Origin of the sequence: Corynebacterium oculi (genome assembly GCF_001412105.1) — a bacterium.
In the GTDB taxonomy this organism is placed as follows: Bacteria; Actinomycetota; Actinomycetes; order Mycobacteriales; family Mycobacteriaceae; genus Corynebacterium; species Corynebacterium oculi.
The window spans coordinates 584891-608238 of the sequence record NZ_LKST01000002.1 but is presented as its reverse complement, the minus strand read 5'-3'; the positions used below and the strand labels follow the sequence as shown (position 1 = coordinate 608238).

Genomic DNA, 23348 nt, shown 5'->3' with positions numbered 1-23348 from the left:
GCTACTTCACCTCCCGGCACTGCATATCCGGCCGAGGAACCTCCGCGCTTATCGACGCCGCGGGGGTTTCCGTGGGTTCCGTCGTAGCGGTGGTGGGCTCCGCCGCCTCGGTGCTTCCCGCCTCCGGGTCCTCCGGTGCCTCCGGGCGCAGGGTCACGCACGCGGGCAGGGCCTGATCCGCCAGGCGACGCAACTGCTGATTGATCTCCTCATAATCGCCCGCCGGCATGGAGTCCACCGAGGAACGCGCAGATTCCGGGAGGTCTTGCAGGCTAAACCGGTGGCAGTCCTGATTCGCGCCGGGTTCGGTGAGCCGCACCGAGGCGTCCTCGCCCAGGCAGGCGTGCTGATACGTCTCGTGCAGGGAATTACCCAGCAGGGTGTAATCCAGGCCGCGCTCCACCACGATGGCCTGGGTATCGTCCGTGGCCAGGAAATACTGCTCCTTGGCCGAGTGATACACCCACCAGCCCCCCACGATCACGCCGATGAGGACCACCAAAGCGACGATGAGCGTGCCCCAGCGCCACGCTGAACCACGCCCCGCTGCCTCCTCGGCGGCCTCTGGGGGATCGGGTACCCCGGCGAGCGGCTGGGCGCTCAACTGACCATCGGGACTCACCGTGGACACCTTGGTGCGCAGGGCGGCGGCGCGCCCAGCGGCGGTATCCGGGTGGGATTCCTCCGTGGATTCGCCACACAGGGCGCCGCCGGTGGCGGGCGTGGTGGGAAGCTCGGCCAGGGCCTTGCTATCCAGGGTGTCCGCGTCCACCACATCGGCCACCACCACGGTCACGTTATCCGGGCCGCCGGAGCGCAGGGCCAACTCCACGAGCTTCTGCGCGGCCTCGGCGGGGGTGCCCTGCGCCAGGGTTTCCTCGATGGTGGAATGAGTGACGGGATCGGAAAGGCCATCCGAGCACAGCAGGAGACGATCGCCCGGGTGGGCGTCGATAGCCTTCAGGGTGGGCTCCACCTCGCGGCCTGTGTACGCCTTGAGGATCAAGGAACGCTGCGGGTGCGTGGAGACGTCCTCCGGCAGCAGGCGGCCCTCGTTGACCAGGGACTGCACGTACGTATCGTCCACCGTGATCTGTTCGAGCTTGCCCTCGCGCAGCCGGTAACCACGGGAATCGCCCACGTGGCACAGGCCAAACTCTTTGCCATTGAAGGCCAGGGCCGTGAGCGTGGTACCCATGCCCTGCGTCTCCGGGTGGGTGCCCACCTCCTCTGCGATGGCGCGATTGGCCTCGTCGGCACCGGCGGCCAGCAGCGCGAGCATGTCATTATCGCCCATGTCCCGGTCGAGGTGCTCCAGGTGGGTAATCATGATCTGGGAGGCCACCTCGCCCGCGGCGTGACCACCCATGCCATCGGCCAGAGCCAGCAGGTGCGGCCCGGCGTAGGCGGAATCCTCGTTGTTTCCCCGCACCAGGCCCTTATCCGAGGCCACCGTGTAATTCAAGCGCAGCATTATGGCACCAACCTCACCGTCGTTCGGCCCACGCGTATCGACGTCCCCGTGTCCACCCGCTCGGGCTGATCGATGCGGGTCCCCGCAACAAACGTACCGTTGCGGGAATCCAGATCCTCCACAAACCAATCCGAACCGCGCCGGAACAGGCGTGCGTGACGCGCGGAAGCGAAGTCGTCGCCAAGCACAAAATCACAATCCTGGCTGCGGCCCAGCACCACCTCACCCACCGAGGTGATCTCCATGTACGAACCCTGAAGCGGTCCCTCCACGATGGTGATCCGCTGCGCCGGAGCGGCCTTGCGCGGCGTGGGGGCCTTGCTGCGACGGGAATTCGCGCCGGATTGCGCGCCGCCGACCGGAGCGGTATCCCGGCGCATGGCGCGCAGGGCCACGAGGATCAGGAGCCACAACAGCACCAATACCCCGATGCGAAACCCGGTGAGGACGAGTGAGTCCATGAGTGCTCTCCTTGGGTACTAGTTCTGCGGCCAGATAACGCGCACTTCGATGTGGGAATGGCCGATGGTGATGATGTCCCCATCCGCCAGCAGCCAGTTATCCACCGGAGTGTCATTCACCGTGGTGCCGTTGGTGGACTGCAAATCCACCAACACCGCGTCCTGGCCATCCCAGGTGACCTCCGCGTGCTGGCGGGATACGCCCGTGTCCGGGAGACGGAAATCGGCATCATGGGAGCGGCCGAGGATATTCGAACCCTCCTGCACCAGATACGTTCGCGAGGAACCATCCTGGAGCAACAGGCTCACCGTGGGACGATCCGGCTGCGACATCTGCCGCGGGGGCTGCTCGGCCTGCTGGCGAGGAATGAACTCCGTGGCGGCGTCGCGAGCGGCTTGGCCGGGCTGAGGGTGACTCATCTGTTCTCTTTCCTTGGCTTGGGTGGGGCCTTGGTTGTTCTTGGGGGCGTTTGTTTTTTGGGCGGGAGTTCCGATCCAATCGAAGCCACTGCTCTGATCCGGGTGGGGATCGGTATAGGAGGACACCCGCAGCTGCCCCGTGCGCATTCCCGACTCCTCCGCGATCCGCACCACCACCGTGCCGGAGAGCGCCAGGCCCTGATTACGGCAATAACGGCCCATGCGATCGGCAAAGTCCTCGGGCAGGCTGGCGCTTTGCTGGGCGAGATTGCGCACGTCATTCTTGGAGAGCCCCACCAGAAACACATTGGGAGCCTCCGGGCGGCCCTCCACGACCTCCACGTTGTCCTGAATCTCCTGCTTGAGGAGTTCCTCAATCTCCGCGGGCACCACGCTCCCGCCGAAAACGAGGGCAAAGCCATTATCCAAACCGCGCTGCATGGCGCTATCGAACTTGGCAAAACGAGCCATGATCGACACAGGCTGACCTCCTCTTGCTACTCCTTCAACACTCTTGCCCAGAAAGCCACGCTGACAGGGGAATCCCTGCCGTGGCTGGGAGTTTCTCCCGCCACCGCTGGCCACGATCCCAGACACCTGAATGGGTGATGGGTGATCCCGTGCGCCTGGCTGAGACGCACACACGTATCCACCAGTATAAGGGGAAGGGTGGGTGATGGATAGACGCGACGGGTTTGAGTGGGGGTGTGGAGGGGTGGATAAAGAGGGTGTGAACTGCGTGTTTGTCTTGGAATAGGTGCTGAGTATAGAGTCTAAGAAGTCGCAAGCGCGGCCACTTGATTTGGGCGAGTGGCGGAATTGGCAGACGCGCTGGCTTCAGGTGCCAGTGTCCTTTTTGGACGTGGGGGTTCAAGTCCCCCTTCGCCCACAGAATATCCCGCCTGCTCCCGCGAGGGAGTGGGTGGGATTTTTCTCTGTGGGGTGTGCGGGTGGATTCTAGGGGTGAGGGGCCTAGGAGTTGAGGGGATCGAGGCCCAGACCGTGGCGGGAATACCGGCGCTTTTGCCCCAACTGACGATTCACCGCCGCAGTATCCCGGGCGGCCCGGCCGACACCCCGGCGTTTATGTGGTTTGCACAAGGCGCAGCCGCGCCAACTACGGGAAGGATGATGATTGGGCATGAAAGACCTTTCAAGGACTCCGCCGATGTTGTTTTTCACGCTTCTTCAAGTGGGTTGACCGGCGAAGATGCCGATTTTATCAGGAGCCCTAGCACTAAGGGGTGCCATTGATGGGGCTGGGTGGTCGTGGGTGGCGTTGGTGGCACCCCTTGGGGCTAACTATGCCGATCGAGGTACTGAGGGTGGGGCGGCCCGTGCTTCTTCAGCGTTCTAAAGGGTGCCATCGGGGCGGTGGGGTCTGAGATCTTGACGGAACTGGCACCCTTTGGGGTGGGTGGCGTTGGTTTGGCAGTTGCTGTTTCCTGGCGGCTCCCGACGCCGCTGGTGTCCTAGCGCTAAGGGGTGCCAGTGGCGTCGATAAGCGGGGCGCGGGCGGCGCACTGGCACCCCTTAGCGTGCGGGCTAGGCTGAAGCCCATGTTTTTGGCGGAGGAAATCTGTGGCAGCGAGGTAGACGCGCAGGGCCGTTGCTCCCATTACCGGCAGCACTGGGACGTGGTGGCTAATCGGTGCGCTACCTGCGGAAAGTGGTGGGCGTGCCACCGCTGTCACGAGGAGCAGGCCGATCACCCTTTTGGGCGGGTGAGCAAGCAGCGGGCCGATGCCGTGCTGTGCGGGGTGTGCGGGAAGCGGATGGGGTACGCGGAATATCACGGGGCGGTGGGGTGCCCGGGGTGTGGTCATGCCTTTAACCCGGGGTGCGCGGCGCATGAGGGGATGTACTTTGACGGCTAACGATGAAGAAAGCTTGTTAAACACACTAAGATTGTGAGATTAGGTACCCCCTTAATCTCACACAAAACGGCTGCGCGCCGATTCCGTGTGAGATTAAGCCGTTATGCACCCAGGAAGCGGCGCACGAGGCGTCGATAAGCATGGACGGTGAGGCGCAGGTCCTCCAGGTGAATGTGCTCGTCGTGGGAGTGCAGTTGCTTGTTAGCCTCCGCCAGGGTGCGCTCGCGGGCGTGGAGGGCAAAGCCGTAGCCCACGCCGCCGAGGCGTCGGGCAAAGCGCAGGTCAGAGCCCCCGGTGGCGAGCACCGGCACCACGGCGGCCTCGGGGAAGTCCTCGTGAACGGTGTCCACCAGGGCCTCCCACAGCGGCCCCTCGGCGGGGGACTGCGTGGCGGGCTCGGTAATAAGGTGCTCAATGCGCACCTGCTCGGCTAGGTCGCCCAGGGTGGTGCGCAGCAGGGCGTCGATCTCCTCCTGCGTGGTGCCGGGGAGGGGGCGAATATCCATGTCCAGCCAAGCGTGGGAGGGCAGGACGTTGATCGCCCCGCCCGCGCGCAGCACCGTCTGGGCCAGCGTGACGTGCGAAAAGGCCTGGGCATAGCCGGCCAGATCGCCAAACACCCCGTAATCTCCCGCGCCCGCCAGCAGGGCCCGCTCGGTGGCGGGATCGAAGCGGAACGCCCGCACAAAGCCCTGCCACAGGGGGTTATCCGTGATCGGCGGCTGCGCGGCGGCAATGCGGCGCGCCACCTCCCCAATCCGCGCGATCGCGGAATCCTTGCCGTGCGGGGTGGAACCATGCCCGGCATCGCCCGTGACGTGCAGCCGCCGCTGCGCCGCGCCCTTCTCCCCGACGTTAATCACCACGGCGTCCGAACCGTCACGCACCGGCAGGTGGGAGCCGCCCGTCTCCGAAAGACAATTCCGCCAACTAAACGCCTCCGGCATGTGCTCCGCGATCCAGCCCGCGCCCAGGCCGCCGCGCGCCTCCTCATCGGCCAGGGCCACGAAGGTGAGGGTTCCCCGTGGGCGGCCGGTGCGGGCCACCTCGCGGGTCACCGCCGCCATCGTGGCGGTGATAAACAGCATGTCCATCGCGCCGCGTCCATATAACTTGCCGTCTCGAATCTCCGCGCCGAAAGGCTCGGTGCTCCACTGAGCCTCGTCCACCGGCACCACGTCGATGTGGCCAAGCAGGGTCAGCGGCTCCGCGTCAGGCTCGCTGCCCTCCACGCTAAAAGCTATCGACGTCCTCCCGGGGTGCGGCTCGAAGCGCCGGGAGGTCGCCCCGGAACCGGCAAAGAAACGCTCCAGCGTTTCCACGTTGCGCACCTCCTGGCCGGAATCCGGGGTGAGGTCATTGACGCAAGCGTTGCGGATCAACTCCTGGAGCAGGGCGAGGGTGTCATCGTAGAGGGACATGGGCTCCATTATGGGCTTGAACACCGCGCGGCGAGTGATTTTATTGGGTGTACTTGCGGACCTTATCCACGGCGTACTGCTGAGCGTCCCGTTCTAATTTCTCCTGCTCCTCCGGGCTCATGGTGGTGGTGTCGGCGTTCTTGAGGCGTTCGTGCAACTCGTATTCGTGCCGTTCCTCCGGGCTGAGTGTGGAGGGATCCCAGCCATAACCGTTGCCGCCATCGCCACCATTCATGCCATCACCGCCGCTGCCGGGGCTCTGGCCGGGTTCGGTGGCATCGGCACCGTCGGGGGCGGGGCTTACTTCCGCGCTAGACGCGCTAGTCTCGCTAGACTCAGTAACGGATTCCTTTATCTCTATGGTTGAGTTATTGCTTGAGAATGAAGATAATATCATTCCTGTTGTTAGAATTAATGCCACACAGAACGAGACTCTATATTTCAACTATCTCTCCTTTGATAGTGGGGAATAGTTGTCTCGGAGATCTCTATCACTATCCATCGATACGTGAATGATGTGTGGTCTGTCAAGAATTCTGTAGAACTTTTATTCTCGTTCTCTCCTTCCTCAATGGACTTTTACCTCACGTCCCCGAACTTCCGCACCACCCAGCCACGCAGCAGGATCAGGAGTACGCCCAGGCTAATCGCTACGCCCGCGGCGGTGAGGAAGAAGGCACGCTCGGCGGCGGGGCCGGCGTCGATAGCCGCCTCATATTGTGCGCCCAGCACACCGGCGAGCGAGGTGCCCATGGACAAGGGCCATCAGCCACACGGCGAACATGCGGGATTTGAAGGCCCGCGGGGCAACCTTGGTGGCCAGCGAGTTGCCCACCGGGGAGAGCAGGAGTTCGCCCATGGTGAAGAGGAAAAGCAGCGCCACGATGATGAGCAGCGGGGTGGAGCCCGCGCCGCCCCCGGCGTAGGGGAGGAAAAGGAACAGGAAGGCGCCGATGATGAGGTTGGAGACGCCGAACTTCACGGGGCTTGACCACTGGCGTTCGCCCAGGCGTGACCAGAGCGCGGCAAAGACCCCGGAGAACAGAATGATGAAGAGGGGGTTGATGGATTGCACCTGGCTGGGCTTGAGGTGGAACTGAGTGAATCCCAGATTGACGTCCAGGTTTACCCGCATGTCCGTGTACAGCGCCAGAATGGTGAACTGCGATTGGAAGATGGCAAAGAACATCACGCAGCCAAAGAGCATCTGCAGGTAGCCCACCAGGCGGGAACGTTCTTGCGCGGTGGTGTGCGGGGAGCGGAACATCTGAGTCAGCAGGGTTACGGCGGCCAGGAACGCGAGGGCGGCCATGTAATGCGAGAGGTTCTTGAGGGGGAGGAGGCCAAAAACGAAGGGAGCGACGAGGATCGCGAGGAGGATCAGGCCGCCGAGCGCCCAGGGCAGGTACTGGCTGCGGGGCAGGGGATTGGGTACCCGGCGGCTATCCGGGTTGATGGTGCCCTTGCGTATGAGGACGTACTGAGTGAGTCCGATGCACATGCCGATGGCCGCTAGGCCGAAACCCCAGTGGAAGCCGCCGTGCCCCCAGGCCGCGCCGGTGGCCAGTGGGCCAAGCAGAGCCCCGATATTCACGGCCATGTAGAAGATGGAGAAACCGGCATCGCGCTTGGGGTCGGTGCGGGAATACAGATCGCCCAGCACCACCTGGGAGGCGGTTTTCACCCCGCCGGAACCCAGGCCGATGAGTGCCACGCCCGCGCCCAGCCCCGCGAAGCCGGGGATCAGGGCCAGGGCGATGTGCCCTGCCATGACCAGTATCGCGGAGAGAAAGAGGGTGCGCTCGGGGCCAAGCAGGCGATCGCTGAAAAACGACGCCGCCACGGCCGTGATGTACACGAACCCGCCATAGGCCCCGACCAGGGAGAGCGCGGTGCCCTCGTCCATGCCCAGGCCGCCGTCTGTGGCGGAGTAGTAGAGGTAATAGCCCAGGATGGTGACCATGCCGTAGTAGCTGAAACGCTCCCACAGCTCGATGCCAAACAGATTGGCCAGGCCCCACGGCTGGCCCAGGAAAGTGCGGCCCTCAGCGGTACTCATGGGGATAGTGTAGTGAGTACCCTCGGGAAACATGGAAAAGATGCTCGGAGTGGGGGAGGCGATTGAACGCCTCATAGAGCTTTACGACGCCGCCACGGCCCGCGCGGCAGACATCTTCCGGTGGGGAAACTACGCGGGGTACAGCGAGGTCACCTACCCCCGCCTGGAGGTGGAGGTGAAGCAGTGGCGGCCGATTGATCGCGGCGCGCCCTTCGGTTACGTGGACGAGGCTGGGCGCTACGCCGCCGAGCTGAGCAAGCCCCGCCTGCTGCGCGGTTACCTCACCGAACAACTCACCCAGCTAGTGAACAATTACCCGTGCGACATTTTCGTAGGGCCCTCCACCACGCGGATACCACCCGAGTACATTCGCGGCCTAGAAAACGTGGACGAGGCTCGCCGCGCGGGAGACCTGGGGGACGCGGTACCCAGGCCGACGCTCGATGAGGTGGATGACGGGATCGTCGATAGTAACTGGGAAGTATTCCACGGCCCCGTTAAACCGCTCTTCCACTTTGGGCCGCAGCGCTGTGACATTGCCTGCGCGCGCATTGAGCACTACACGGGCATTGCGGTGGAAACGCTGCAAAAATACATCCTTTTTACCAATTACCCCATGCACACCAGCGAGTTTGTGGACTTTGGCCTGCGACAATTAGGCAGACAGGACACGCGATATACCCAGTTGGTTCTGCCGAACGGGCGGCGTATTACCGGGGAAGATCAGGAAGTAGACACGGCCTCCACCCGGCAAATGCCGCGCTATGACCTCTGCACCGAAGCCGGCGACGGCATCAGCATGATTAACATCGGCGTGGGCCCCTCAAACGCCAAAACCATCACCGATTGCTTGGCCGTGTTGCGTCCGGAGGCGTGGATCATGATCGGCCACTGCGCGGGCCTAGACGGGCGCATGAGAATGGGCGATCTTATCCTGGGTAACGCTTACCAGCGCGAGGATCACGTGATGGACGGACGAATCCTCCGCGACGTTCCCATTCCCGCCGTGCCGGAGATTCAACGCGCCCTGGAATCCAGCGTGGCGGATATTTACGGTAACGATAAATCCCTCATGCGCACCGGAACGGTGCTCTCCACCGACGACCGCAACTGGGAATGGCGCACCAGCCGAGAACTCTGGGAATGGCTGCGCGGTTCCACGGCGGTGGCCGTAGACATGGAATCCTGCACCCTGGCGGCCAACGGGTACCGCTACCGCGTGCCCTACGGCACCCTGCTCAGCGTCTCCGACCTACCCCTCCATGCCGTGCCCAAACTCCCCGCCCAGGCCCAGGCGTTTTATTCCTCCTCCAAGGAGGCGCACGTGATGTGCGCGGTGCGGGCGATGGAATACCTGGCCCAGGACCCGCAGCGGCTGCGCACCCGCAAACTACGGCGCACCATTGGGGAGGTGCCGTTTAGGTGAGGGTTGCGGAGGAGATTGAGCCATCCCAATCAGATGGAGCACCTAGTGCTTGAGGGGTGACAATTGGGTTAGTGAAAAACGATTCTTTTATAAGGGATGATACCTTATTAGGCCATGTTGTTCCGGGGGATATGCCCTGTAGTAGATATGACATGAGGATTAAGGCGCCATAAATTTTTTCGCTCTGGCCTTGAGGAAGTGTATTGATTGATGAGATGGTTCTTAGCGCATTGGTAGGGGTGGGAACGAATGATTTATTCCATAATCTCCCGTGGTGAGCGCATGTATTCCTGATGATTGTAAAGTGTTCAAACCAGCGGGCCATAGGAGACCCTGCGGTGACATTATTTCTTTGTTCTTTGGATAAAAGGTGGAGATCGATAGTAATTCCGAGATTTTCTGCAATCTCTCGTTGATCTCCGGTCTTTAGTCCCTCGTATAGCCTTGATATGTCGGAGAAGTCCAACACCTCGGCCATGACCCAGAATGGGTAGTCGCCAGCATAGTCATTTTTATAATGCTTGATTGCTTCGTTATGGCGGAGGGATCTTTTAATTCGTTTATTTGCGGCCTGCGTCCAGGATTGATGGTTAAAGGTTGGGCGGAAAATTGAGGGATCGGTGTAGGCGAGTGAATCATTAGCGCATATCTGGTTGCAGAGTTTTGTTCTGAGTGCTACTTCTATACGCTCCATGCCGTCGTGAACAAGTGTGCGTAATTTCCGGTCGGCTTCATAGAGTGATATTGCGTCATTAAAATGTGTTCCAGGGATGAAGTTATTTTCTCTTCTTCCATTTTTTATGATTCGTGCAGGGTACCAGTAGCCTGAAAGTCTGTAATAGCCTACGGTACTAAGCCATTGTGTGGCTATGGTGTCACTCATTTGCATTCCGCGCTCGCGCAATAGGGATATTTGTTCTGGGACGCTTGTTGGCGGTTTCGATGAGACGTGTTGCATGGACCAATTATAGAGATCCAGCCCACTCCCAAGCAAGGCTCGGGGCGGGCTGAACGATTGATACATACTGTACATGACAATGGGTTCTGCGTGTAATCCTGCTACCCCCACCACCCCCCAACCCCGTACACTGGCCGGGGAAGGAGGAACTATGACGCAGAACACTATCATCGAGGAAGTCCACGAGCGCGTAGCGCTCATCACTCTGAACCGCCCCAAGGCTCTCAACGCCCTGAACAACGAGCTCATGGGCGAGGTGACGGAGGCGGTGACCCGCCTGGACGCGAACCCGGAGATCGGGGCCATCGTGATAACGGGCTCCGCCAAGGCCTTTGCCGCTGGAGCGGACATTAAGGAGATGGCGGACAAGGGCGCCACGGAGATGTACAACGCCGATTGGTTTGGCGGCTGGGATGCCCTGACCAGGGCGCGCACGCCGATCATCGCGGCGGTGTCCGGCTATGCGCTGGGTGGCGGCTGCGAGCTGGCCATGATGTGTGATTTCATCATCGCTGCGGAGAGCGCGCGCTTTGGTCAGCCGGAGATCAACCTGGGTATTTTGCCGGGCATGGGCGGCTCTCAGCGCCTGACCCGCGCGGTGGGCAAGGCCAAGGCGATGGAGATGTGCCTGACGGGGCGCATGATGGATGCCCAGGAGGCGGAGCGCTCCGGCCTGGTGGCCCGCGTGGTGGCGGATGAGGACTTGCTGGATCAGACCCTGGAGACGGCGCATACTATCGCCGGGAAGTCCAAGGTGGCGGCCACGATGGTCAAGGAGGCCGTTAATACTGCCTTCGAGGCGAACCTGAGCCAGGGGCTGCTCTTTGAGCGCCGTCTGGTGCACTCCGTGTTCGCTTCGGCGAATCAGAAGGAGGGCATGGCGGCGTTCGTCGATAAGCGAAAGCCTGAGTTCCGGGGAGCTTAAGCGAGCCCCGCGGGGGCCTTCTGTGTATCGTGTACCACATCGCACGCGCGATGGTGAAGCAAACACGTAACCGGAAGGCCCTTTTATGTCCGCAGAGACCACTACGGAGACGAAGGCAGAACCACGCGGCACCCTGGGGAAGTGGGGTGATCGCTTCCTCGGCACCATCGAGGCGGTGGGAAATAAACTGCCCACCCCCTTTCTGCTCTTCCTGATTCTTTTCCTCATCACTGCCGTGGCGTCCTCGCTCATGGCGTGGTCGGGGGCCTCGGTGCAGGTGCCGGGTTCGGGAGAGACGCTCAGCATCAAGGGCCTGTTCACCGGCGAGGGGCTGGTGTGGTTCACGGAGAATATCGGGGACAATTACATCGGTTTCCCGCCGCTGGTGACGGTGCTGCCCATCATGCTCGCGGTGGGCATTGCGGAGCGCTCGGGAATGCTCGCCGCGCTGATCCGCAAGCTCTTTGGCTCAGCAAATAAGACGGTGCTGCCCTACGCGGTGGGAGTCACCGGCGTGACGGCCTCCGTGATGGCGGACGCCGCCTTCGTGGTGGTGCCGCCGTTGGCGGCGATGGTGTTCAAGGCGGCCGGGCGGCACCCCGTAGCGGGCCTCCTCGGGGGCTTCGCCGCCGTGGGTGCGGGCTATTCCACCTCCCTAGTGCCCAGCAGCCTAGACGCTCTCTTTGCGGGCATCACCAACGCTGTGATGGAGGGCTTGCCGGGCCTGGAGGCCCAGGAGGTCAACCCGGTATCTAACTATTACTTCAATATCGCGTCCGCGATCCTGCTGGGGCTCATCGCGGGATTCCTCATTGATCGCGTGCTGGAACCGCGCATGACGCGCCAGAACGTGCCTACCGAGCAGCGGGCTCTCGACGAGGAGAGCGGAGAAGGCGGCACCGGCGCCCAGGGGTCGGGGCAGGAGGATCTTTCCGCAGAGCTGGACCCCAGGGAATGGCTGGCGCTGAAGATCTCTCTGTGGGCCACCCTTTTGGCCACGGCGGTGGTGCTGGTGGCGGTGTTGCTCCCCGGCTCCCCGTGGCGCAATGAGGAGGGCGGTTTCTTGCCTCAGTCGCCGCTGCTGAACTCCATCGTATTCCTGGTGATGGTGTTCTTCTTTGTCATGGGCATCACTTATGGCGTGGTGGTGGGCACGATCCGCAGCGTGGATGATGCCGTGGATATGATGACCGAGGCGCTCAAGGGAATGCTGGAGTTTCTGGTGCTTGCCTTCATCCTGGGGCAGTTCGTGGCGCTGTTTAATTGGACGGGCATCGGTACCTGGACGGCCGTGAAGGGCGCGGCGGGGCTGGAGGCGGTGGGCCTCACCGGATTCGCCGCGGTGCTGGCCTTCATCATTTTGGCGAGTTGCTTAAACCTGCTGATTATCTCCGGCTCCGCGATGTGGACGCTCATGGCGGCGGTGTTTGTGCCCATGTTCGCGCTGCTGGGGTACGAGCCGGGCTTTGTGCAGGCGGCTTTCCGCGTGGGAGATTCCGCCACGCAGATCATCACGCCGCTGAACCCGTACATGATCGTGATCCTGGGCATGTTGCGCAGGTACGAGCCGCAGGCGGGCCTGGGCACGCTGATGTCCCGCATGTTTGTGTTTGTGATTCCCTTCGGGCTGACGTGGGTGCTGCTGCTGGCGCTGTGGTTCTATGCCGATCTACCCCTGGGGCCAGGTGCGGGGATCTTCCTGGGGTAGGGGACGTTTCACGTGAAACGTTGAGATTTCTGGGACAACATAGCGCCCCCTTCCACGCCGAACTACCCTGGGGTAAGCACCGGCACAAGAAAGGAACCTCATGCTCCCCCAACCCTCTACCGCTTATCTCGACGCGATGCGGGAGGGGATAGAGCGCCGGGCGAGGGCGGCCAAGGCGGCCAGGGCTGCGGCTAGAAAGGCGAAGGCCACGGCCCTGGAGGAGGCCGAGTCCTATCCCGGGCAGCGGAGCGCCTGGAAGCGCATCGCCACGGTCGGGGAGTCTCTGCGTGCGGATCTGCGAGAACTGGCCTTTGACCTGCACGATCATCCCGAGGAGGCCTTCGAGGAGCATCACGCAGCGGCCACCATCGCGGCCCTGCTGCGGGCCCACGGACACCGGGTTGAGGTGGGGGTGGGCGGCCTGGCTACCGCGCTACGCGCGGAGTGTGCCTCACCGAACTTTGATCCGCAGTACGATCCTACGGTGGCGATCCTCGCGGAGTATGATGCGCTGCCCGGCATTGGCCACGGCTGTGGACATAACATCATCGCGGCGGCGGGCGTGGGGGCGTTCCTGGCGGCGTCGAAAAGCATAAAAAACATGGACGCGGTGCGTGGGCGGATCATACTGCTGGGCACGCCCGCGGAGGAGGGGCACACGGGCAAGGAATACCTGATCCGCGGGGGTGCTTTTGCGGGCGTGGACGCGGCGATGATGGTGCACCCGTTTTCCTTTGACCTCGCAGAACACGCCTGGGTGGGGCGGCGCACCCTCACCGCCACCTTTCATGGCGTGGCCGCGCACGCCTCCTCGGAGCCCTTCATGGGCCGCAACGCGCTCGACGCCGCCACCCTCGCCTACCAGGGATTTGGCCTGCTGCGTCAGCAAATGCCGCCCTCGGATCGCCTGCACGCCATCATCATCGAGGGCGGCCAGCGGCCCTCGGTGATCCCGGATACCGCCACCATGACCATCTACGTGCGCTCGCTCATGGCGCAGACCCTCAGCGACCTCTCCGAGCGTATCGACGCCGTGCTCGACGGCGCCGCGCTTATGGCCGGGGTGGAGGTGAGCAAGGAGTGGGACGAGCACCCCGCCAGCCTGCCGGTGCGCAACAATCACGCGCTGTCCGCGCGCTGGGCCGCCACCCAGGAGGAACGCGGGCGGCGGGCCCTCCCCGGCGGGGTGGTACCGGATACCCTGGCGGCCTCCACGGATTTTGGCAACGTTTCTCATCTGGTGCCGGGGATTCATCCGATGGTGAAGATCGCTCCGCAGGGAGTGGCGCTGCACACGCGGGCCTTCGCGGAGTACGCGCGCTCCGAGGCCGCCGTGGATACGGCCGTGGATTCCGCCATCGGCCTGGGTCAGGTGGCCCTGGATACGCTTGGCGACGCCCCCCTCCTCGCCGCCGCGCGGGAGGAGTTCAAGGCGGCCGGGGGTGTGCTGCGGGTGGAGTGACGTGTCGAAATTGCAGGAGAAAATCGACACGTCTGGTGTGTGCTTGCGGTAGGGTCTGCTCATGGCTTTTCTATATACGAGCATCCCCTACAACGACTTGCCACCGCTGCCGCCGGAGCAATCGCTAGAAACGGTGGCTGTGCTCAAAGCGGTCATTGATGCACGCAGCCAGCTTGCTTCTCTGGATAAGGCATGTGAGTTGATCCCTAATCCTCAGATCATCACCACGACTATCCCGCTGCGTGAGGCGCAGGCCTCCTCAAAGATTGAGAACATCGTGACTACCACCGATGAGCTTTTTCGCGCTGCGTGGTCGGTTGAGGTGGCTCCGACGCCGGAGACTAAGGAAGCGCTGAGGTACACTTCTGCGCTTTTTCGTGGTGTGGAGCGGTTGCGGGAACGCCTGGTATCGGTGAAGTTGGCGGCGGATATATGCTCTACCTTGCAGGGAGTGGAGATGGGGGTGCGGGCGACTCCGGGGACGTACATTGGTAATCCCTCGTCGGGGGAGCATGTGTACACGCCCCCGGAGGGAAAGCATGTGATTGAGGGGCATCTTTCTGCGTGGGAGCGTTTTCTTTATTCGGATCACGGCCTGGATCCCTTGGTGCTCATGGCGGTCACGCACTATCAGTTTGAGGCGATCCACCCTTTTCATGATGGGAATGGCCGCACGGGCCGTATCTTAAATATCCTCATGCTCATGCAGGAGGGGGTCTTGAGGCTTCCGGTGCTGTATTTATCCGGGTACATTGTTCGGAACAAAACCGAGTATTACCGCAGGCTGCGGAGGGTAACCACGCACCAGGAGTGGGAGCCGTGGCTGCTGTACATGGTGCGGGGTGTGGAGGCGGCGGCGCGGGAGGCAGCCGCGCTCATTGATGAATTGCGGGATATTCAAACAACGATGGCCCACCGTATGCGGGAGGCCGGGCGAGTGGCCGCGCCGGAAAAGTTGGCGGAGATACTCATGCGCAACCCATACGCCCGCATCTCCGATGTGGTGAGCGCTGGCTTGGCGCAGCGCCAGACGGCCTCGGTGTGGCTGGCGCGCGTGGCGGAGCTGGGTCTGCTCGATGAGGTGAAGGTGGGGAGGGAGAAGATTTTTATCAATCGCCTGGCTTTAAGCGCCCTGAACAGCGACGCGACCGTATGAGTTGCACACTCACGGAAACGTGGATATTCTCTATCCATAGATATTGAATATCCCCGATTCTGAGAGGAAAGATCATGAGCATCAACGTTCTTTTGGGTGGTAACGGCTACATCGGCCGCGAGGTGACGCGACAGTGGTTGAAGGCGGACCCCGCCGCGGAGTTCCTGGTGGTGTCCAGCTCAGGGAAGAATGAACTCAGCGACCCGCGAGTAAAGACCATCGCCGCCGACGCCACCTCCTATGACTCCCTGGCGGCGGTGCTGCCGGAGAAGTTCGACACCATCGTGGACTTCCTGGGACGTCCGGAGAAGGATGCCGCCGCCCTCAAGAGCATCAACTACGATCCCGCGATGGCGATGAAGCGCCTGGCGGAGGAGCGCGGCGCGCGGGCGATGGGAATGATCGGCGGGCTGCTCGGCCCCAAGCCCTTTGTGACCATGAAACGGGAGATCCTTGGCGAGCTGAGAAAGTCCACGGTCCCCCTGGTGAGCGTGGAGCCCACGGTGGTGTACGGGGCCGGGCGCCAGGACGCGCTGGCCAAGATGGTGCCGATCTTCAAATTCCTGGGCCTTTTCTCCTCCACCTTTAAGCCGGTGACGGCGGAAGAGGTGGCAGGAAAGTTGGTTTCTGGCCTGCGATCCACGGCAGCATAATTGCTTTCATGAAAATCAATCGCAGCACGGAGCAGGCCGTCTTTGTGGTGATGATGATGGCGTTGCAAAAGGGGCATACCCCGTTGCCCAGCGCCACCATGTCCACCATTTTGGGCGTTTCTGACTCCTACCTCAAAAAGGTGCTTCGGATGCTCGTGGAGGCGGAACTCATCACCGCCATTCCGGGGCGCGAGGGCGGATACTCCCTCAGGCGCAGCGTGGAGACGCTGAGCCTGGGGGACGTGATGGGGGCGATGGAAAGCGTGGAACCCCCCGCCGGGGCCAGCACCCTGGCGGAGCGGCTCTTTGATTCCTCCGAGCACATGGAGCACTCACTTGCCCTTTTTTACCGCACCTTTGACCGGGCGGCGGAGGCCTTTAACGATGCCCTATCTAGCCTGCCCCTCACCGATCTCCTGGAGGAGGAGGCCTATGCGGAGGGCACGGTGGACTGGGCGGAGCACCCCCTGATCCTGGAAAGGAATAAGCCATGAGCGTGACCATATCCTCGGTGATTCCCGCCTCCCCGGACGAGGTATATGCCTGGTTTTATGATTGCACCAACTACGAGGACTCCGTGATGGTGCTGCGCTGCCGGCCGGATACTCCGGGAGCCCTGGGCGTGGGTTCCACCCGCACCGTCACCATGGTGGGCGGCGTGTATCACGAGGAGATCACCGATACCCAGCCGCAGGGCCCGCAGCGGAGCATCACCTACCGCGTGGTGCGCTCCGTGCCCCCCGGTGCGCCAGGATTTTACGCAGTTGCGATTCCTGGAACACGGGGAGCACACCCTGGTGGAGTGGGAGATTGATCTGCATGTTCCCGCCGGGCCGCTGAGCACCCCGCTGAGCGCGCTGGGACGGTGGGTGGCCGCGAGGCTCTATGGCACCATCATGGGTGCCGGGAAAAGGAACTTTGAAAGATGAAGGTACACCACCTGAACTGCGGGAGCATGAACATGCCGGGCGCGCTCCTGGTGTGCCACGTGCTCCTGATAGAAAGCGCGGACAGGCTCATACTCGTGGACACGGGGTTTGGGCTGGCCGATACCGCGCACCCGTGGCGGCGCATCGGGCCATATCACAAGGTCATACGGCCCGCCTTGCGGGAAGAGGAAACCGCGGTGCGGCAGGTTCAGAGGCTCGGGTTCAACCCCAGAGACGTCCGGGACATCGTGCTCACGCACGGGGATTCCGATCACGCCGGGGGGTTGAGCGATCTCCCCTGGGCCACGGTGCACGTGAGCACCACGGAGGAGTACGCGATCACCCAGCGCCCCACCTGGTTCGAGCGGCAGCGTTACAACAGCCATCAGTGGGCTCATCGCCCGCACCTGGTGGGGCATGCGCCCCGGGGCGAGCGGTGGCGCGGTTTTACGGGGCTGACGCCGCTTGATGACCTCGCGCCCGGCCTCTTTCTCATTCCCCTGCCGGGGCATAGCCGGGGTCACGCGGCCGTGGCCGTGGATACCGGCTCCCGGTGGGTGCTTCACGCCGGTGATTCCTTCTACCACCCCGGCACCCTCACGGGGAAGGAGCGGCCGCCCGTGGCCCTCCGCCTCCAGGAGGCGGCGTTTGCGCAGGATCGTGCAGCCCTGCGGGAGAATCAACGTCGGCTGGGTAGCCTCATGGGCGATCCTTCGATCCTGCTGGTGAACGCCCACGATCCCGGGCTATTGCGCGCCGCGCTTGCGGCCTGAGCCGCCCCGCCGCGCGCTCACCGTCTTATCCCCCGGAATCCAAAACCGCAGCGGTGCGTCCACATTCTTGGATATTCCGATGCGCGGCCCGCACACCCACTCCGGCTCCTCCTCACGGGGGTGGAGCAGGAAGTCGGGCCCGGTGACCGGCGCGCCATTGTGCGCGAGATCCAGGCCCAGCGCCGAGCCAAGGTTGCCGGGGCCTTGGGCAAGCCGGTGGAAGGGGACGTCGCCGCGGCGTCGCCAAGCAATCTCTTCGCCGCCGATGACCTCGCCGGCGCGCAGCAGGCAGCCCTGGCCCACGCCCTCGGGGGCGCACACGATGTTGCCCGCGCGGTGAATCCCGTAGGAGAGATAGACGTACATGCGCCCGCCGGGGCCAAACATCGCCCGGTTGCGGGGAGTCTCGCCCCGGTAGGTGTGGGCGGCGGCGTCCTCGGCACCCAGGTAGGCCTCCACCTCCGTGAGCCGCAGGGTGACCCCGGCATGGGTGAGGCGGCAGCCCAGCAGTTGGGGTGCCACTACATCGGCCGTGGCGGAGAAATCAATCACGGTGGCACCCCAACGTGTTGGTGCTTATCCACGCCCCCGCCGCACCAGCCCTCACCGCCGCGCCCGCAGCATCCCGGTGAGCGGCCCGAGCAGCCAATTGACCAGGCCCATCACGATGGAACCCCAGAAGGCCGAGCGGAAATCGGCTACGAAAAGCCCCAGGCCCAGCGAGGAGGAGAGGGAACCGGCGAAGAGGAACACGGCGGCGTTGATGATGAGGGCGAAGAACCCGAGGGTGAGAATCGTCAGCGGCAGGCCGATGAGGCGCAGCACCGGGCGCACCGTCATGTTCAACGCCACGATCAGGGCGGCGGAACCGAGGAAGGCCACCAGGCGCTCCTCCTGCGTTGCGCCGTAAATGGACACCCCGGCGATGAGCTCGGTGACCGCCCAGAGCGCCACCGCCGTGCCCACGGCCCGGATGAAGAAGTTCCACAGACCGCTCATTGCGCGCCTCCCTCCGCCAGGGGTTCCGCCTCGCCCTGGGGCACGGGGGAGCCGTCGAAGGAAAGCGCCAGCACCTCCACCTGCGCCCCGGCCCTGCGCTCCAGCCCCAGGCGGAGGCCGGGGGCGGGGAGGAACCCAAACCTGTGATAAAAATCGGCGTTCCCCAGGGCCGCCGCGCCGCGGGTACCCTCCGCGCGGAGGGCGTCGAGAGCGCGGGAAAGCAGGGCGGTGCCGATCCCGCCGTGGCGGGCCCCCGGCTCGATGGCGAGGGGGCCGAGCACGCACCAGCCGGGCGAGCCGTCGGCGCAGCGCAGGCGCGTGGCCCCGAGGAAGCCCACGATGTCCATGTCCAAGACGGCCACCAGGGAGAGGGAGAGCTGGTCTGCGTCGCGCAGCTTTTCCACCAGCTCCTGCTCGTTGTGCCAGGAGTGGTAATCATCGGCAAAGGCGCGGGTAATCAGTGAGCGGATGGTGGTGATGTCCGCTTCCGTCTCCCGCCGGATGGTCAATTCCATGTGCACATCCTACGGGGTAGGGCCTATCGACGCCGCCCCGCCCGCCACGGTTCCTCGTCAAGAATCCCCGCGCGCTTGGACACCACCGCCGCCACGAGGGCCTGCCCGGTGACGTTCACGGCCGTGCGACCCATGTCGATGATCGGCTCGATGGCCAGCAGCAGGCCCACGCCCGCCAGCGGCAACCCCAGGGTAGAAAGTGTGAGGGTGAGCATCACCGTGGCCCCGGTGGTGCCGGCGGTGGCCGCCGAGCCGATCACGGAGACGAAGATAATCAGCAGGTAGTGCGTGAGGTCGAGCTGAACCCCGTAGAACTGGGCCACGAAGATTGCGGCCACGGCCGGGTACACGGCGGCGCAGCCGTCCATCTTGGTGGTGGCGCCCAGGGGAATGGCAAAGGAGGCATACTCGCGCGGCACGCCCAGCGCCTCCTCCGAGACCCGCTGGGTGACCGGCATGACGCCCATCGAGGAACGGGTGACAAACCCCAGGGAGGTCACCGGCCACACGCGGCGATAAAAGCCCACCACGGGAAGCCCCGCGAAGCGCAGCACCGCCGGGTACACCACACCAAGCACCAGGGCCAGGCCCACATAGATAGCGATGACGAACTTACCCAGCGAGCCCAGGGCGTCCCAGCCGTAGCTGGCCACCGCGTTGCCGATGAGCGCGGCGGTGCCGATGGGCGCCAGGCGGATGATCCACCACAGCACCTCCTGGATCACCTTGAGGAAGGACTCGGTGAAGCCCAGGAAGGGCTCGGCGGCCTTGCCCGCGCGCACGGCGGCCACGCCGATGGCCAGGGAGATCACCAGGATTTGCAGCACGTTGAAGCTGAGCGAAATGTCCCCGGATGCCCCGGAACTGCCGGAAGCGGAGAGCCCCAGGAAGTTCACCGGCACGATGGACTCCAAGAACCCCAGCCAGCTACCCGTGCGGGAAGGATCGGCGGCCGTGCCGGGATCAATGGAGGTTCCCTCGCCGGGCTTGAGCACCAGGGCCACGAGGATCCCGGCGAGCACGGAGAAGAAGGCCGTGATGGCAAACCACATCAGCGTGGAGACCGCCAGGCGGGCGGCATTGGTGACCTTGCGCAGGTTGGCCACGGAGGTGACCACGGCGGCAAAGACCAGCGGCGGGATCAGCAACTTCAGCAGCTGCACGTAGGTGGAACCCAGGGCGTCCAGGGTGGAGGTGAGCCAGTTATCCTCGGCCATCGCGCGGGCCGTGAAGCCCAGCACCAGGCCCAGGATCAGGCCCGCCACCACCTGCACGCCAAAGTTGGTCATCCAGGAGGGCAGCCGTCGTGCGCCCTGCGCCGGGGAATCGGCCGGGGACGCTGGTGATTCAGTGGAAGCCATGCACTACCTCTTCAATTGCCTCTGGGGTCATTGTTTGTACCCTTGGCCCAACGCGCCGCCGCAGATTTTATGCCCGGAGGCGGGGTAACTGTGAGCGGCATGACAATGCGGTACGCCATGTATGTACTAATCGGTCTATCAGAGGGTAAAGGCCGGGCCCGGGGAACGCAAAGAAGGGGACGCGCAGGCCTACGTGCTCAGCGGCAGTGCCTTCAATTGCAGCGGATCGCGCAGCACCAGATCGAGCGCGGCCGCCCGGGTGATCGCGTGCACGATCTCCGCGTGGGAGGGCATCATGCGCAGCTCCACGCTGCGGCCGCGTCGCTCGAACCGACCTGGCGCCTCGCGGACGGAGGCGGCAAAGAGGCGAGGCGCCTCCGGGTCCCCGGTGAAGGCGCTGCCCGCGATGACCAGGCGGTGCGGCCCGTGACGGCGCACGAGCTCCACGGCGAGCTGTGCGAGGCCGCGCGCGCGGGCGTCGAGAAGCGGGCGCGCGGCGGGGTGCGCCACGGCGTCGGCAAGCGTGGGGGCCTCCACGCCGAGGTTGCGCACCTCGCGGAGAAGGTCGCTCGTGGTCAGGGGCGCGCCGGGCGTGCTCAGGGGCGTGATGCCCTCCGGGGCCTCCAGGGCGGTGCTGAGGGAATCATCCGCAAAGAGCGCGAGGGTGGGGTGGGTGATGACGGCGGTGGGGGCGGTGAAACGCTCGGCGGCGAGGATCGCGGGTGCGATCCCGGAGACGGTCACCGGCACGTGAAAGTAATAGCGCAGGTCGGCAGCGATGTCGGTGCCGCTCCAACCGAGGTTGGGGGCCTCCACCACCCCCTCGGGGCTGACCTCGCCGGAGACGGTCACGCCTACGCTGACCAGCCTGCGGGTCATGGGGGTGAGAATGCGATGCAGGGCGGCGATGATGTGTTCGAGGAAGTCATACTGGCTTACCGACGCCGCCGAGGCCGCCACCGTGGTGCGGCGCAGCAGGTGTCCGCGCAGGTCGTAGAGCCCCAGGGCCGTCTCCGAGGTGCCCACGGCGATGCCGGCAAACATGGTGTCCTCGGGGTTGATCTCCAGGGGAATGGTGGGGCGGCCGCGCTGGCCTATCTCCGCGAGATCGGGCCGGCGGGTGATATAGCCGGCGTCGAGAAGCGCCGCCACCGCGCGGGTCACGGTGGACTGGGAAAAACCGGTGGCCTCGATGAGATCCAGCCGGGTAGACACCGTGGTCTGGCGCATCACCTGCAAGCACTGTGCCGCGGGGGTGAGCGGGCGGGCAAAGGCGGAGGCGATGCTGCGGTGTGGCATGGTCACATAGTAGGCATGATGAACCGCATAGTCTAGTCGCCCGAGAGCCCTCCCAGACTAAGTAGTCTGGGCTACGGTTTTTAGGCCAACAAGCCGGAGATGAGCGCGACGGTGACCATCGTGATGGAGAGCCCCCACGCCAACGGGAAGGCCAGCTTGAGGTGGCGGCCCATGTCCGCCCGCGCTAGGCCGATGGCCACCCACAGGGCCGGGGAGAAGGGGGAGACGAAGGTGCCGATGACGTTGCCGATAATCAGTGCCGAGGCCGCCCCCAGCGCGGATACCCCAAAGCTGCCCGCAGTCTCCTGCACGATGGGCAAAACGGAGAAGTAATACGCATCCGTGGACGTGGCCAGATCCAGCGGCACGCCCAGGTAGCCCACGATCACGTGCACCCAGGGCCCCACCGAGGCGGGCAGGATAGAGAGCAGGGACAGCGCGATCTGCTCCAGCATTCCCGCCCCGCCGAGCACGCCCAAGAACATTGCCGCCGCGATGATGACCGAGGCCATCGCCAGGGCGGAAGGGGCGTGGCGCTTCATGGCGTCCGTCTGCTCGGAGGGGGAATCGAAGTTCAAGGGGAGAACGAGGGTGCTGGCGATGAGGAACGCCGGGCCCGGCTCCAGCCAGCCCGTCACCAACACCACCAGCAGCGCCACGGAAATCAGCGCCGTGGCGATCCGGGCCCACCGGGCATCGCGGTAGTGATACCCCTGCCTGGCGCGCTCGTCTTGCTGGCGCTCCACAAACTCCCGCGCGATGGCGTCCACGTCCACCTCCCCGCGCCCCACAAAATCCGGGGACCGGCGCAACCGAGCTATCCGACGCCGCTCCGAGAGCCCCAGCACCAACGCGATGGCAAAGACCAGGGCCAGGGCCACGCCCTGCATGGGCAGCAGGTGATGCCAGATCTCCGTGGGGGTCAGCGAGATGACCGAGGAGGTGCGCCCCACCGGCCCGGCCCAGGGCACCATGTTCATCACGCTGGCCGCCAGGGCCACGATGGCCAGGAGCACGTAGCGGCTCATGTGCATGGCCTGATACAGGGGCAACAGCGCCGGAATGGTGAGTAGGAACGTGGTGGCCCCCGCGCCGTCGAGATGCGCCACGGTGCCGATGGCCGCCGTGCCGAGGGCCACCAGCACGACGTTGCCGCGCGTGGCCCTGATGAGGGCGGTGACCACGGGGTTGAACAAGCCGATGTCCTGAAGGATGCCAAAGTAGATGATGGCGAAGATGAACATCACCACCACGTTCATCACGGAATCCAGGCCGGAGCCGAAGAACTCCCCGATCTCCCCGAGGCTAAAACCCAGGAGCAGCGCCCCGGTGGCCGGGACGAGGGTCATGGCCACCACGGGGCTGGTCTTGCCCCGGATCAGCAGCGCCACGGTGAGCGCGATGATGGCCAGGCCGGCGAGGGTGAGGCTTAAGGGCGTGTGCATGGGCAACCTTTCCGGTCAGCGGTGAGC

At 64.1% G+C, this 23348-nt stretch carries 23 protein-coding genes, 1 tRNA gene and 1 pseudogene; 12 read left to right on the top strand and 13 right to left on the bottom strand.

What is annotated here, in order from left to right; translation table 11 throughout:
- Position 1 precedes the first annotated feature (1 nt).
- Genes Cocul_RS06910 through Cocul_RS06900 form a run of 3 tightly spaced genes read right to left on the bottom strand, consistent with a single transcriptional unit; the run spans position 2 to position 2835 of the window.
- Positions 2 to 1474, bottom strand: a complete 1473-nt coding sequence (locus tag Cocul_RS06910; protein WP_055122533.1) for a PP2C family protein-serine/threonine phosphatase — start codon at positions 1472 to 1474, stop codon at positions 2 to 4.
- Positions 1474 to 1935 carry an FHA domain-containing protein FhaB/FipA gene (locus tag Cocul_RS06905; protein ID WP_055122532.1) on the bottom strand — a complete coding sequence of 154 codons (462 nt, stop codon included), beginning with the start codon at positions 1933 to 1935 and terminating at the stop codon, positions 1474 to 1476. Before Cocul_RS06905 ends, Cocul_RS06910 begins: the two co-directional genes overlap by 1 nt.
- Positions 1936 to 1953: 18 nt before the next feature.
- A complete protein-coding gene (locus Cocul_RS06900) occupies positions 1954 to 2835 on the bottom strand; it encodes an FHA domain-containing protein (RefSeq protein WP_055122531.1) in 882 nt (293 codons plus the stop codon).
- A 324-nt stretch (positions 2836 to 3159) separates the two neighbouring features.
- Between Cocul_RS06900 and Cocul_RS06895 the strand changes: the two genes are divergently transcribed.
- Positions 3160 to 3244 (top strand) — tRNA-Leu (locus Cocul_RS06895).
- Positions 3245 to 3914: 670 nt separating this feature from the next.
- Positions 3915 to 4232, top strand: a complete 318-nt coding sequence (locus tag Cocul_RS06890; RefSeq protein ID WP_055122530.1) for a CHY zinc finger protein — start codon at positions 3915 to 3917, stop codon at positions 4230 to 4232.
- Positions 4233 to 4333: 101 nt separating this feature from the next.
- On the opposite strand, the gene Cocul_RS06885 is transcribed toward Cocul_RS06890, so the two are convergent.
- From Cocul_RS06885 to Cocul_RS06875, 3 genes and pseudogenes are all read right to left on the bottom strand, one after another.
- Positions 4334 to 5653: a M20/M25/M40 family metallo-hydrolase gene (locus Cocul_RS06885; protein ID WP_211257108.1), complete on the bottom strand. Its 1320-nt coding sequence runs from the start codon at positions 5651 to 5653 to the stop codon at positions 4334 to 4336.
- A 40-nt stretch (positions 5654 to 5693) separates the two neighbouring features.
- Positions 5694 to 5888, bottom strand: a complete 195-nt coding sequence (locus tag Cocul_RS06880) for a hypothetical protein (RefSeq protein WP_055122528.1) — start codon at positions 5886 to 5888, stop codon at positions 5694 to 5696.
- Between the two features lie 344 nt (positions 5889 to 6232).
- Positions 6233 to 7712 (bottom strand): annotated as a pseudogene (locus Cocul_RS06875) (peptide MFS transporter).
- A gap of 40 nt (positions 7713 to 7752) precedes the next feature.
- Here Cocul_RS06875 and amn point away from each other — a divergent pair.
- The gene (gene amn / locus Cocul_RS06870; protein WP_425388779.1) at positions 7753 to 9138 is read left to right on the top strand and encodes an AMP nucleosidase; all 1386 of its coding nucleotides are present in this window, start codon (positions 7753 to 7755) and stop codon (positions 9136 to 9138) included.
- Here the strand turns inward: amn and Cocul_RS11910 are convergent.
- Positions 9131 to 10096: an Abi family protein gene (locus Cocul_RS11910; RefSeq protein ID WP_082422225.1), complete on the bottom strand. Its 966-nt coding sequence runs from the start codon at positions 10094 to 10096 to the stop codon at positions 9131 to 9133. The genes amn and Cocul_RS11910 overlap by 8 nt on opposite strands.
- A 151-nt stretch (positions 10097 to 10247) precedes the next feature.
- Between Cocul_RS11910 and Cocul_RS06865 the strand changes: the two genes are divergently transcribed.
- The 9 genes from Cocul_RS06865 (at position 10248) to Cocul_RS06830 (ending at position 17702) form a co-directional block, all read left to right on the top strand.
- Positions 10248 to 11021, top strand: coding sequence for an enoyl-CoA hydratase (locus tag Cocul_RS06865; protein ID WP_055122526.1), 774 nt, complete (start codon positions 10248 to 10250; stop codon positions 11019 to 11021).
- Positions 11022 to 11106: 85 nt separating this feature from the next.
- Positions 11107 to 12729, top strand: a complete 1623-nt coding sequence (locus Cocul_RS06860) for an AbgT family transporter (RefSeq protein ID WP_055122525.1) — start codon at positions 11107 to 11109, stop codon at positions 12727 to 12729.
- Between the two features lie 100 nt (positions 12730 to 12829).
- Entirely contained in the window at positions 12830 to 14191 is a 1362-nt protein-coding gene (locus Cocul_RS06855) for a M20 family metallopeptidase (protein ID WP_055122524.1), read from the top strand.
- A 61-nt stretch (positions 14192 to 14252) separates the two neighbouring features.
- A complete protein-coding gene (locus tag Cocul_RS06850) occupies positions 14253 to 15347 on the top strand; it encodes a Fic family protein (RefSeq protein ID WP_245622127.1) in 1095 nt (364 codons plus the stop codon).
- Between the two features lie 74 nt (positions 15348 to 15421).
- Positions 15422 to 16000, top strand: a complete 579-nt coding sequence (locus tag Cocul_RS06845; protein ID WP_055122523.1) for an NAD-dependent epimerase/dehydratase family protein — start codon at positions 15422 to 15424, stop codon at positions 15998 to 16000.
- A gap of 8 nt (positions 16001 to 16008) precedes the next feature.
- A complete protein-coding gene (locus Cocul_RS06840; protein ID WP_055122522.1) occupies positions 16009 to 16494 on the top strand; it encodes an RrF2 family transcriptional regulator in 486 nt (161 codons plus the stop codon).
- Positions 16491 to 16814, top strand: a complete 324-nt coding sequence (locus Cocul_RS06835) for an SRPBCC family protein (protein WP_055122521.1) — start codon at positions 16491 to 16493, stop codon at positions 16812 to 16814. The genes Cocul_RS06840 and Cocul_RS06835 overlap by 4 nt, the downstream gene beginning before the upstream one ends.
- Positions 16798 to 16929: a hypothetical protein gene (locus Cocul_RS13020; protein WP_281176074.1), complete on the top strand. Its 132-nt coding sequence runs from the start codon at positions 16798 to 16800 to the stop codon at positions 16927 to 16929. Before Cocul_RS06835 ends, Cocul_RS13020 begins: the two co-directional genes overlap by 17 nt.
- Complete coding sequence (locus tag Cocul_RS06830; protein ID WP_055122520.1) at positions 16926 to 17702, top strand: MBL fold metallo-hydrolase; 777 nt, start codon at positions 16926 to 16928, stop codon at positions 17700 to 17702. The genes Cocul_RS13020 and Cocul_RS06830 overlap by 4 nt, the downstream gene beginning before the upstream one ends.
- On the opposite strand, the gene Cocul_RS06825 is transcribed toward Cocul_RS06830, so the two are convergent.
- From Cocul_RS06825 to Cocul_RS06800, 6 genes are all read right to left on the bottom strand, one after another.
- The gene (locus tag Cocul_RS06825) at positions 17676 to 18254 is read right to left on the bottom strand and encodes a DNA-3-methyladenine glycosylase (protein WP_055122519.1); all 579 of its coding nucleotides are present in this window, start codon (positions 18252 to 18254) and stop codon (positions 17676 to 17678) included. The genes Cocul_RS06830 and Cocul_RS06825 overlap by 27 nt on opposite strands.
- 51 nt (positions 18255 to 18305) lie before the next feature.
- Positions 18306 to 18701 (bottom strand): phage holin family protein, encoded by a 396-nt coding sequence (locus Cocul_RS06820; protein WP_055122518.1) that lies wholly within the window; start codon positions 18699 to 18701, stop codon positions 18306 to 18308.
- The gene (locus Cocul_RS13015; RefSeq protein WP_055122517.1) at positions 18698 to 19216 is read right to left on the bottom strand and encodes a GNAT family N-acetyltransferase; all 519 of its coding nucleotides are present in this window, start codon (positions 19214 to 19216) and stop codon (positions 18698 to 18700) included. Before Cocul_RS13015 ends, Cocul_RS06820 begins: the two co-directional genes overlap by 4 nt.
- A 23-nt stretch (positions 19217 to 19239) precedes the next feature.
- On the bottom strand, positions 19240 to 20577 hold the full coding sequence (locus Cocul_RS06810; RefSeq protein ID WP_055122516.1) for a dicarboxylate/amino acid:cation symporter: 1338 nt from the start codon (positions 20575 to 20577) through the stop codon (positions 19240 to 19242).
- A gap of 189 nt (positions 20578 to 20766) precedes the next feature.
- Entirely contained in the window at positions 20767 to 21876 is a 1110-nt protein-coding gene (locus Cocul_RS06805) for an ROK family protein (RefSeq protein ID WP_055122515.1), read from the bottom strand.
- Positions 21877 to 21956: 80 nt separating this feature from the next.
- A complete protein-coding gene (locus Cocul_RS06800; protein WP_055122514.1) occupies positions 21957 to 23321 on the bottom strand; it encodes a CitMHS family transporter in 1365 nt (454 codons plus the stop codon).
- Positions 23322 to 23348: the final 27 nt, after the last annotated feature.

Coding starts and splice junctions, on each gene's coding strand:
- Cocul_RS06910 (WP_055122533.1), bottom strand. CDS start 1,474: ATGCTGCGCTTGAATTACACGGTGGCCTCGGATAAGGGCCTGGTGCGG.
- Cocul_RS06905 (WP_055122532.1), bottom strand. CDS start 1,935: ATGGACTCACTCGTCCTCACCGGGTTTCGCATCGGGGTATTGGTGCTG.
- Cocul_RS06890 (WP_055122530.1), top strand. CDS start 3,915: ATGTTTTTGGCGGAGGAAATCTGTGGCAGCGAGGTAGACGCGCAGGGC.
- Cocul_RS06885 (WP_211257108.1), bottom strand. CDS start 5,653: ATGTCCCTCTACGATGACACCCTCGCCCTGCTCCAGGAGTTGATCCGC.
- Cocul_RS06880 (WP_055122528.1), bottom strand. CDS start 5,888: ATGAATGGTGGCGATGGCGGCAACGGTTATGGCTGGGATCCCTCCACA.
- amn (WP_425388779.1), top strand. CDS start 7,753: ATGCTCGGAGTGGGGGAGGCGATTGAACGCCTCATAGAGCTTTACGAC.
- Cocul_RS11910 (WP_082422225.1), bottom strand. CDS start 10,096: ATGCAACACGTCTCATCGAAACCGCCAACAAGCGTCCCAGAACAAATA.
- Cocul_RS06865 (WP_055122526.1), top strand. CDS start 10,248: ATGACGCAGAACACTATCATCGAGGAAGTCCACGAGCGCGTAGCGCTC.
- Cocul_RS06860 (WP_055122525.1), top strand. CDS start 11,107: ATGTCCGCAGAGACCACTACGGAGACGAAGGCAGAACCACGCGGCACC.
- Cocul_RS06855 (WP_055122524.1), top strand. CDS start 12,830: ATGCTCCCCCAACCCTCTACCGCTTATCTCGACGCGATGCGGGAGGGG.
- Cocul_RS06850 (WP_245622127.1), top strand. CDS start 14,253: ATGGCTTTTCTATATACGAGCATCCCCTACAACGACTTGCCACCGCTG.
- Cocul_RS06845 (WP_055122523.1), top strand. CDS start 15,422: ATGAGCATCAACGTTCTTTTGGGTGGTAACGGCTACATCGGCCGCGAG.
- Cocul_RS06840 (WP_055122522.1), top strand. CDS start 16,009: ATGAAAATCAATCGCAGCACGGAGCAGGCCGTCTTTGTGGTGATGATG.
- Cocul_RS06835 (WP_055122521.1), top strand. CDS start 16,491: ATGAGCGTGACCATATCCTCGGTGATTCCCGCCTCCCCGGACGAGGTA.
- Cocul_RS06830 (WP_055122520.1), top strand. CDS start 16,926: ATGAAGGTACACCACCTGAACTGCGGGAGCATGAACATGCCGGGCGCG.
- Cocul_RS06820 (WP_055122518.1), bottom strand. CDS start 18,701: ATGAGCGGTCTGTGGAACTTCTTCATCCGGGCCGTGGGCACGGCGGTG.
- Cocul_RS13015 (WP_055122517.1), bottom strand. CDS start 19,216: ATGGAATTGACCATCCGGCGGGAGACGGAAGCGGACATCACCACCATC.
- Cocul_RS06810 (WP_055122516.1), bottom strand. CDS start 20,577: ATGGCTTCCACTGAATCACCAGCGTCCCCGGCCGATTCCCCGGCGCAG.
- Cocul_RS06805 (WP_055122515.1), bottom strand. CDS start 21,876: ATGCCACACCGCAGCATCGCCTCCGCCTTTGCCCGCCCGCTCACCCCC.
- Cocul_RS06800 (WP_055122514.1), bottom strand. CDS start 23,321: ATGCACACGCCCTTAAGCCTCACCCTCGCCGGCCTGGCCATCATCGCG.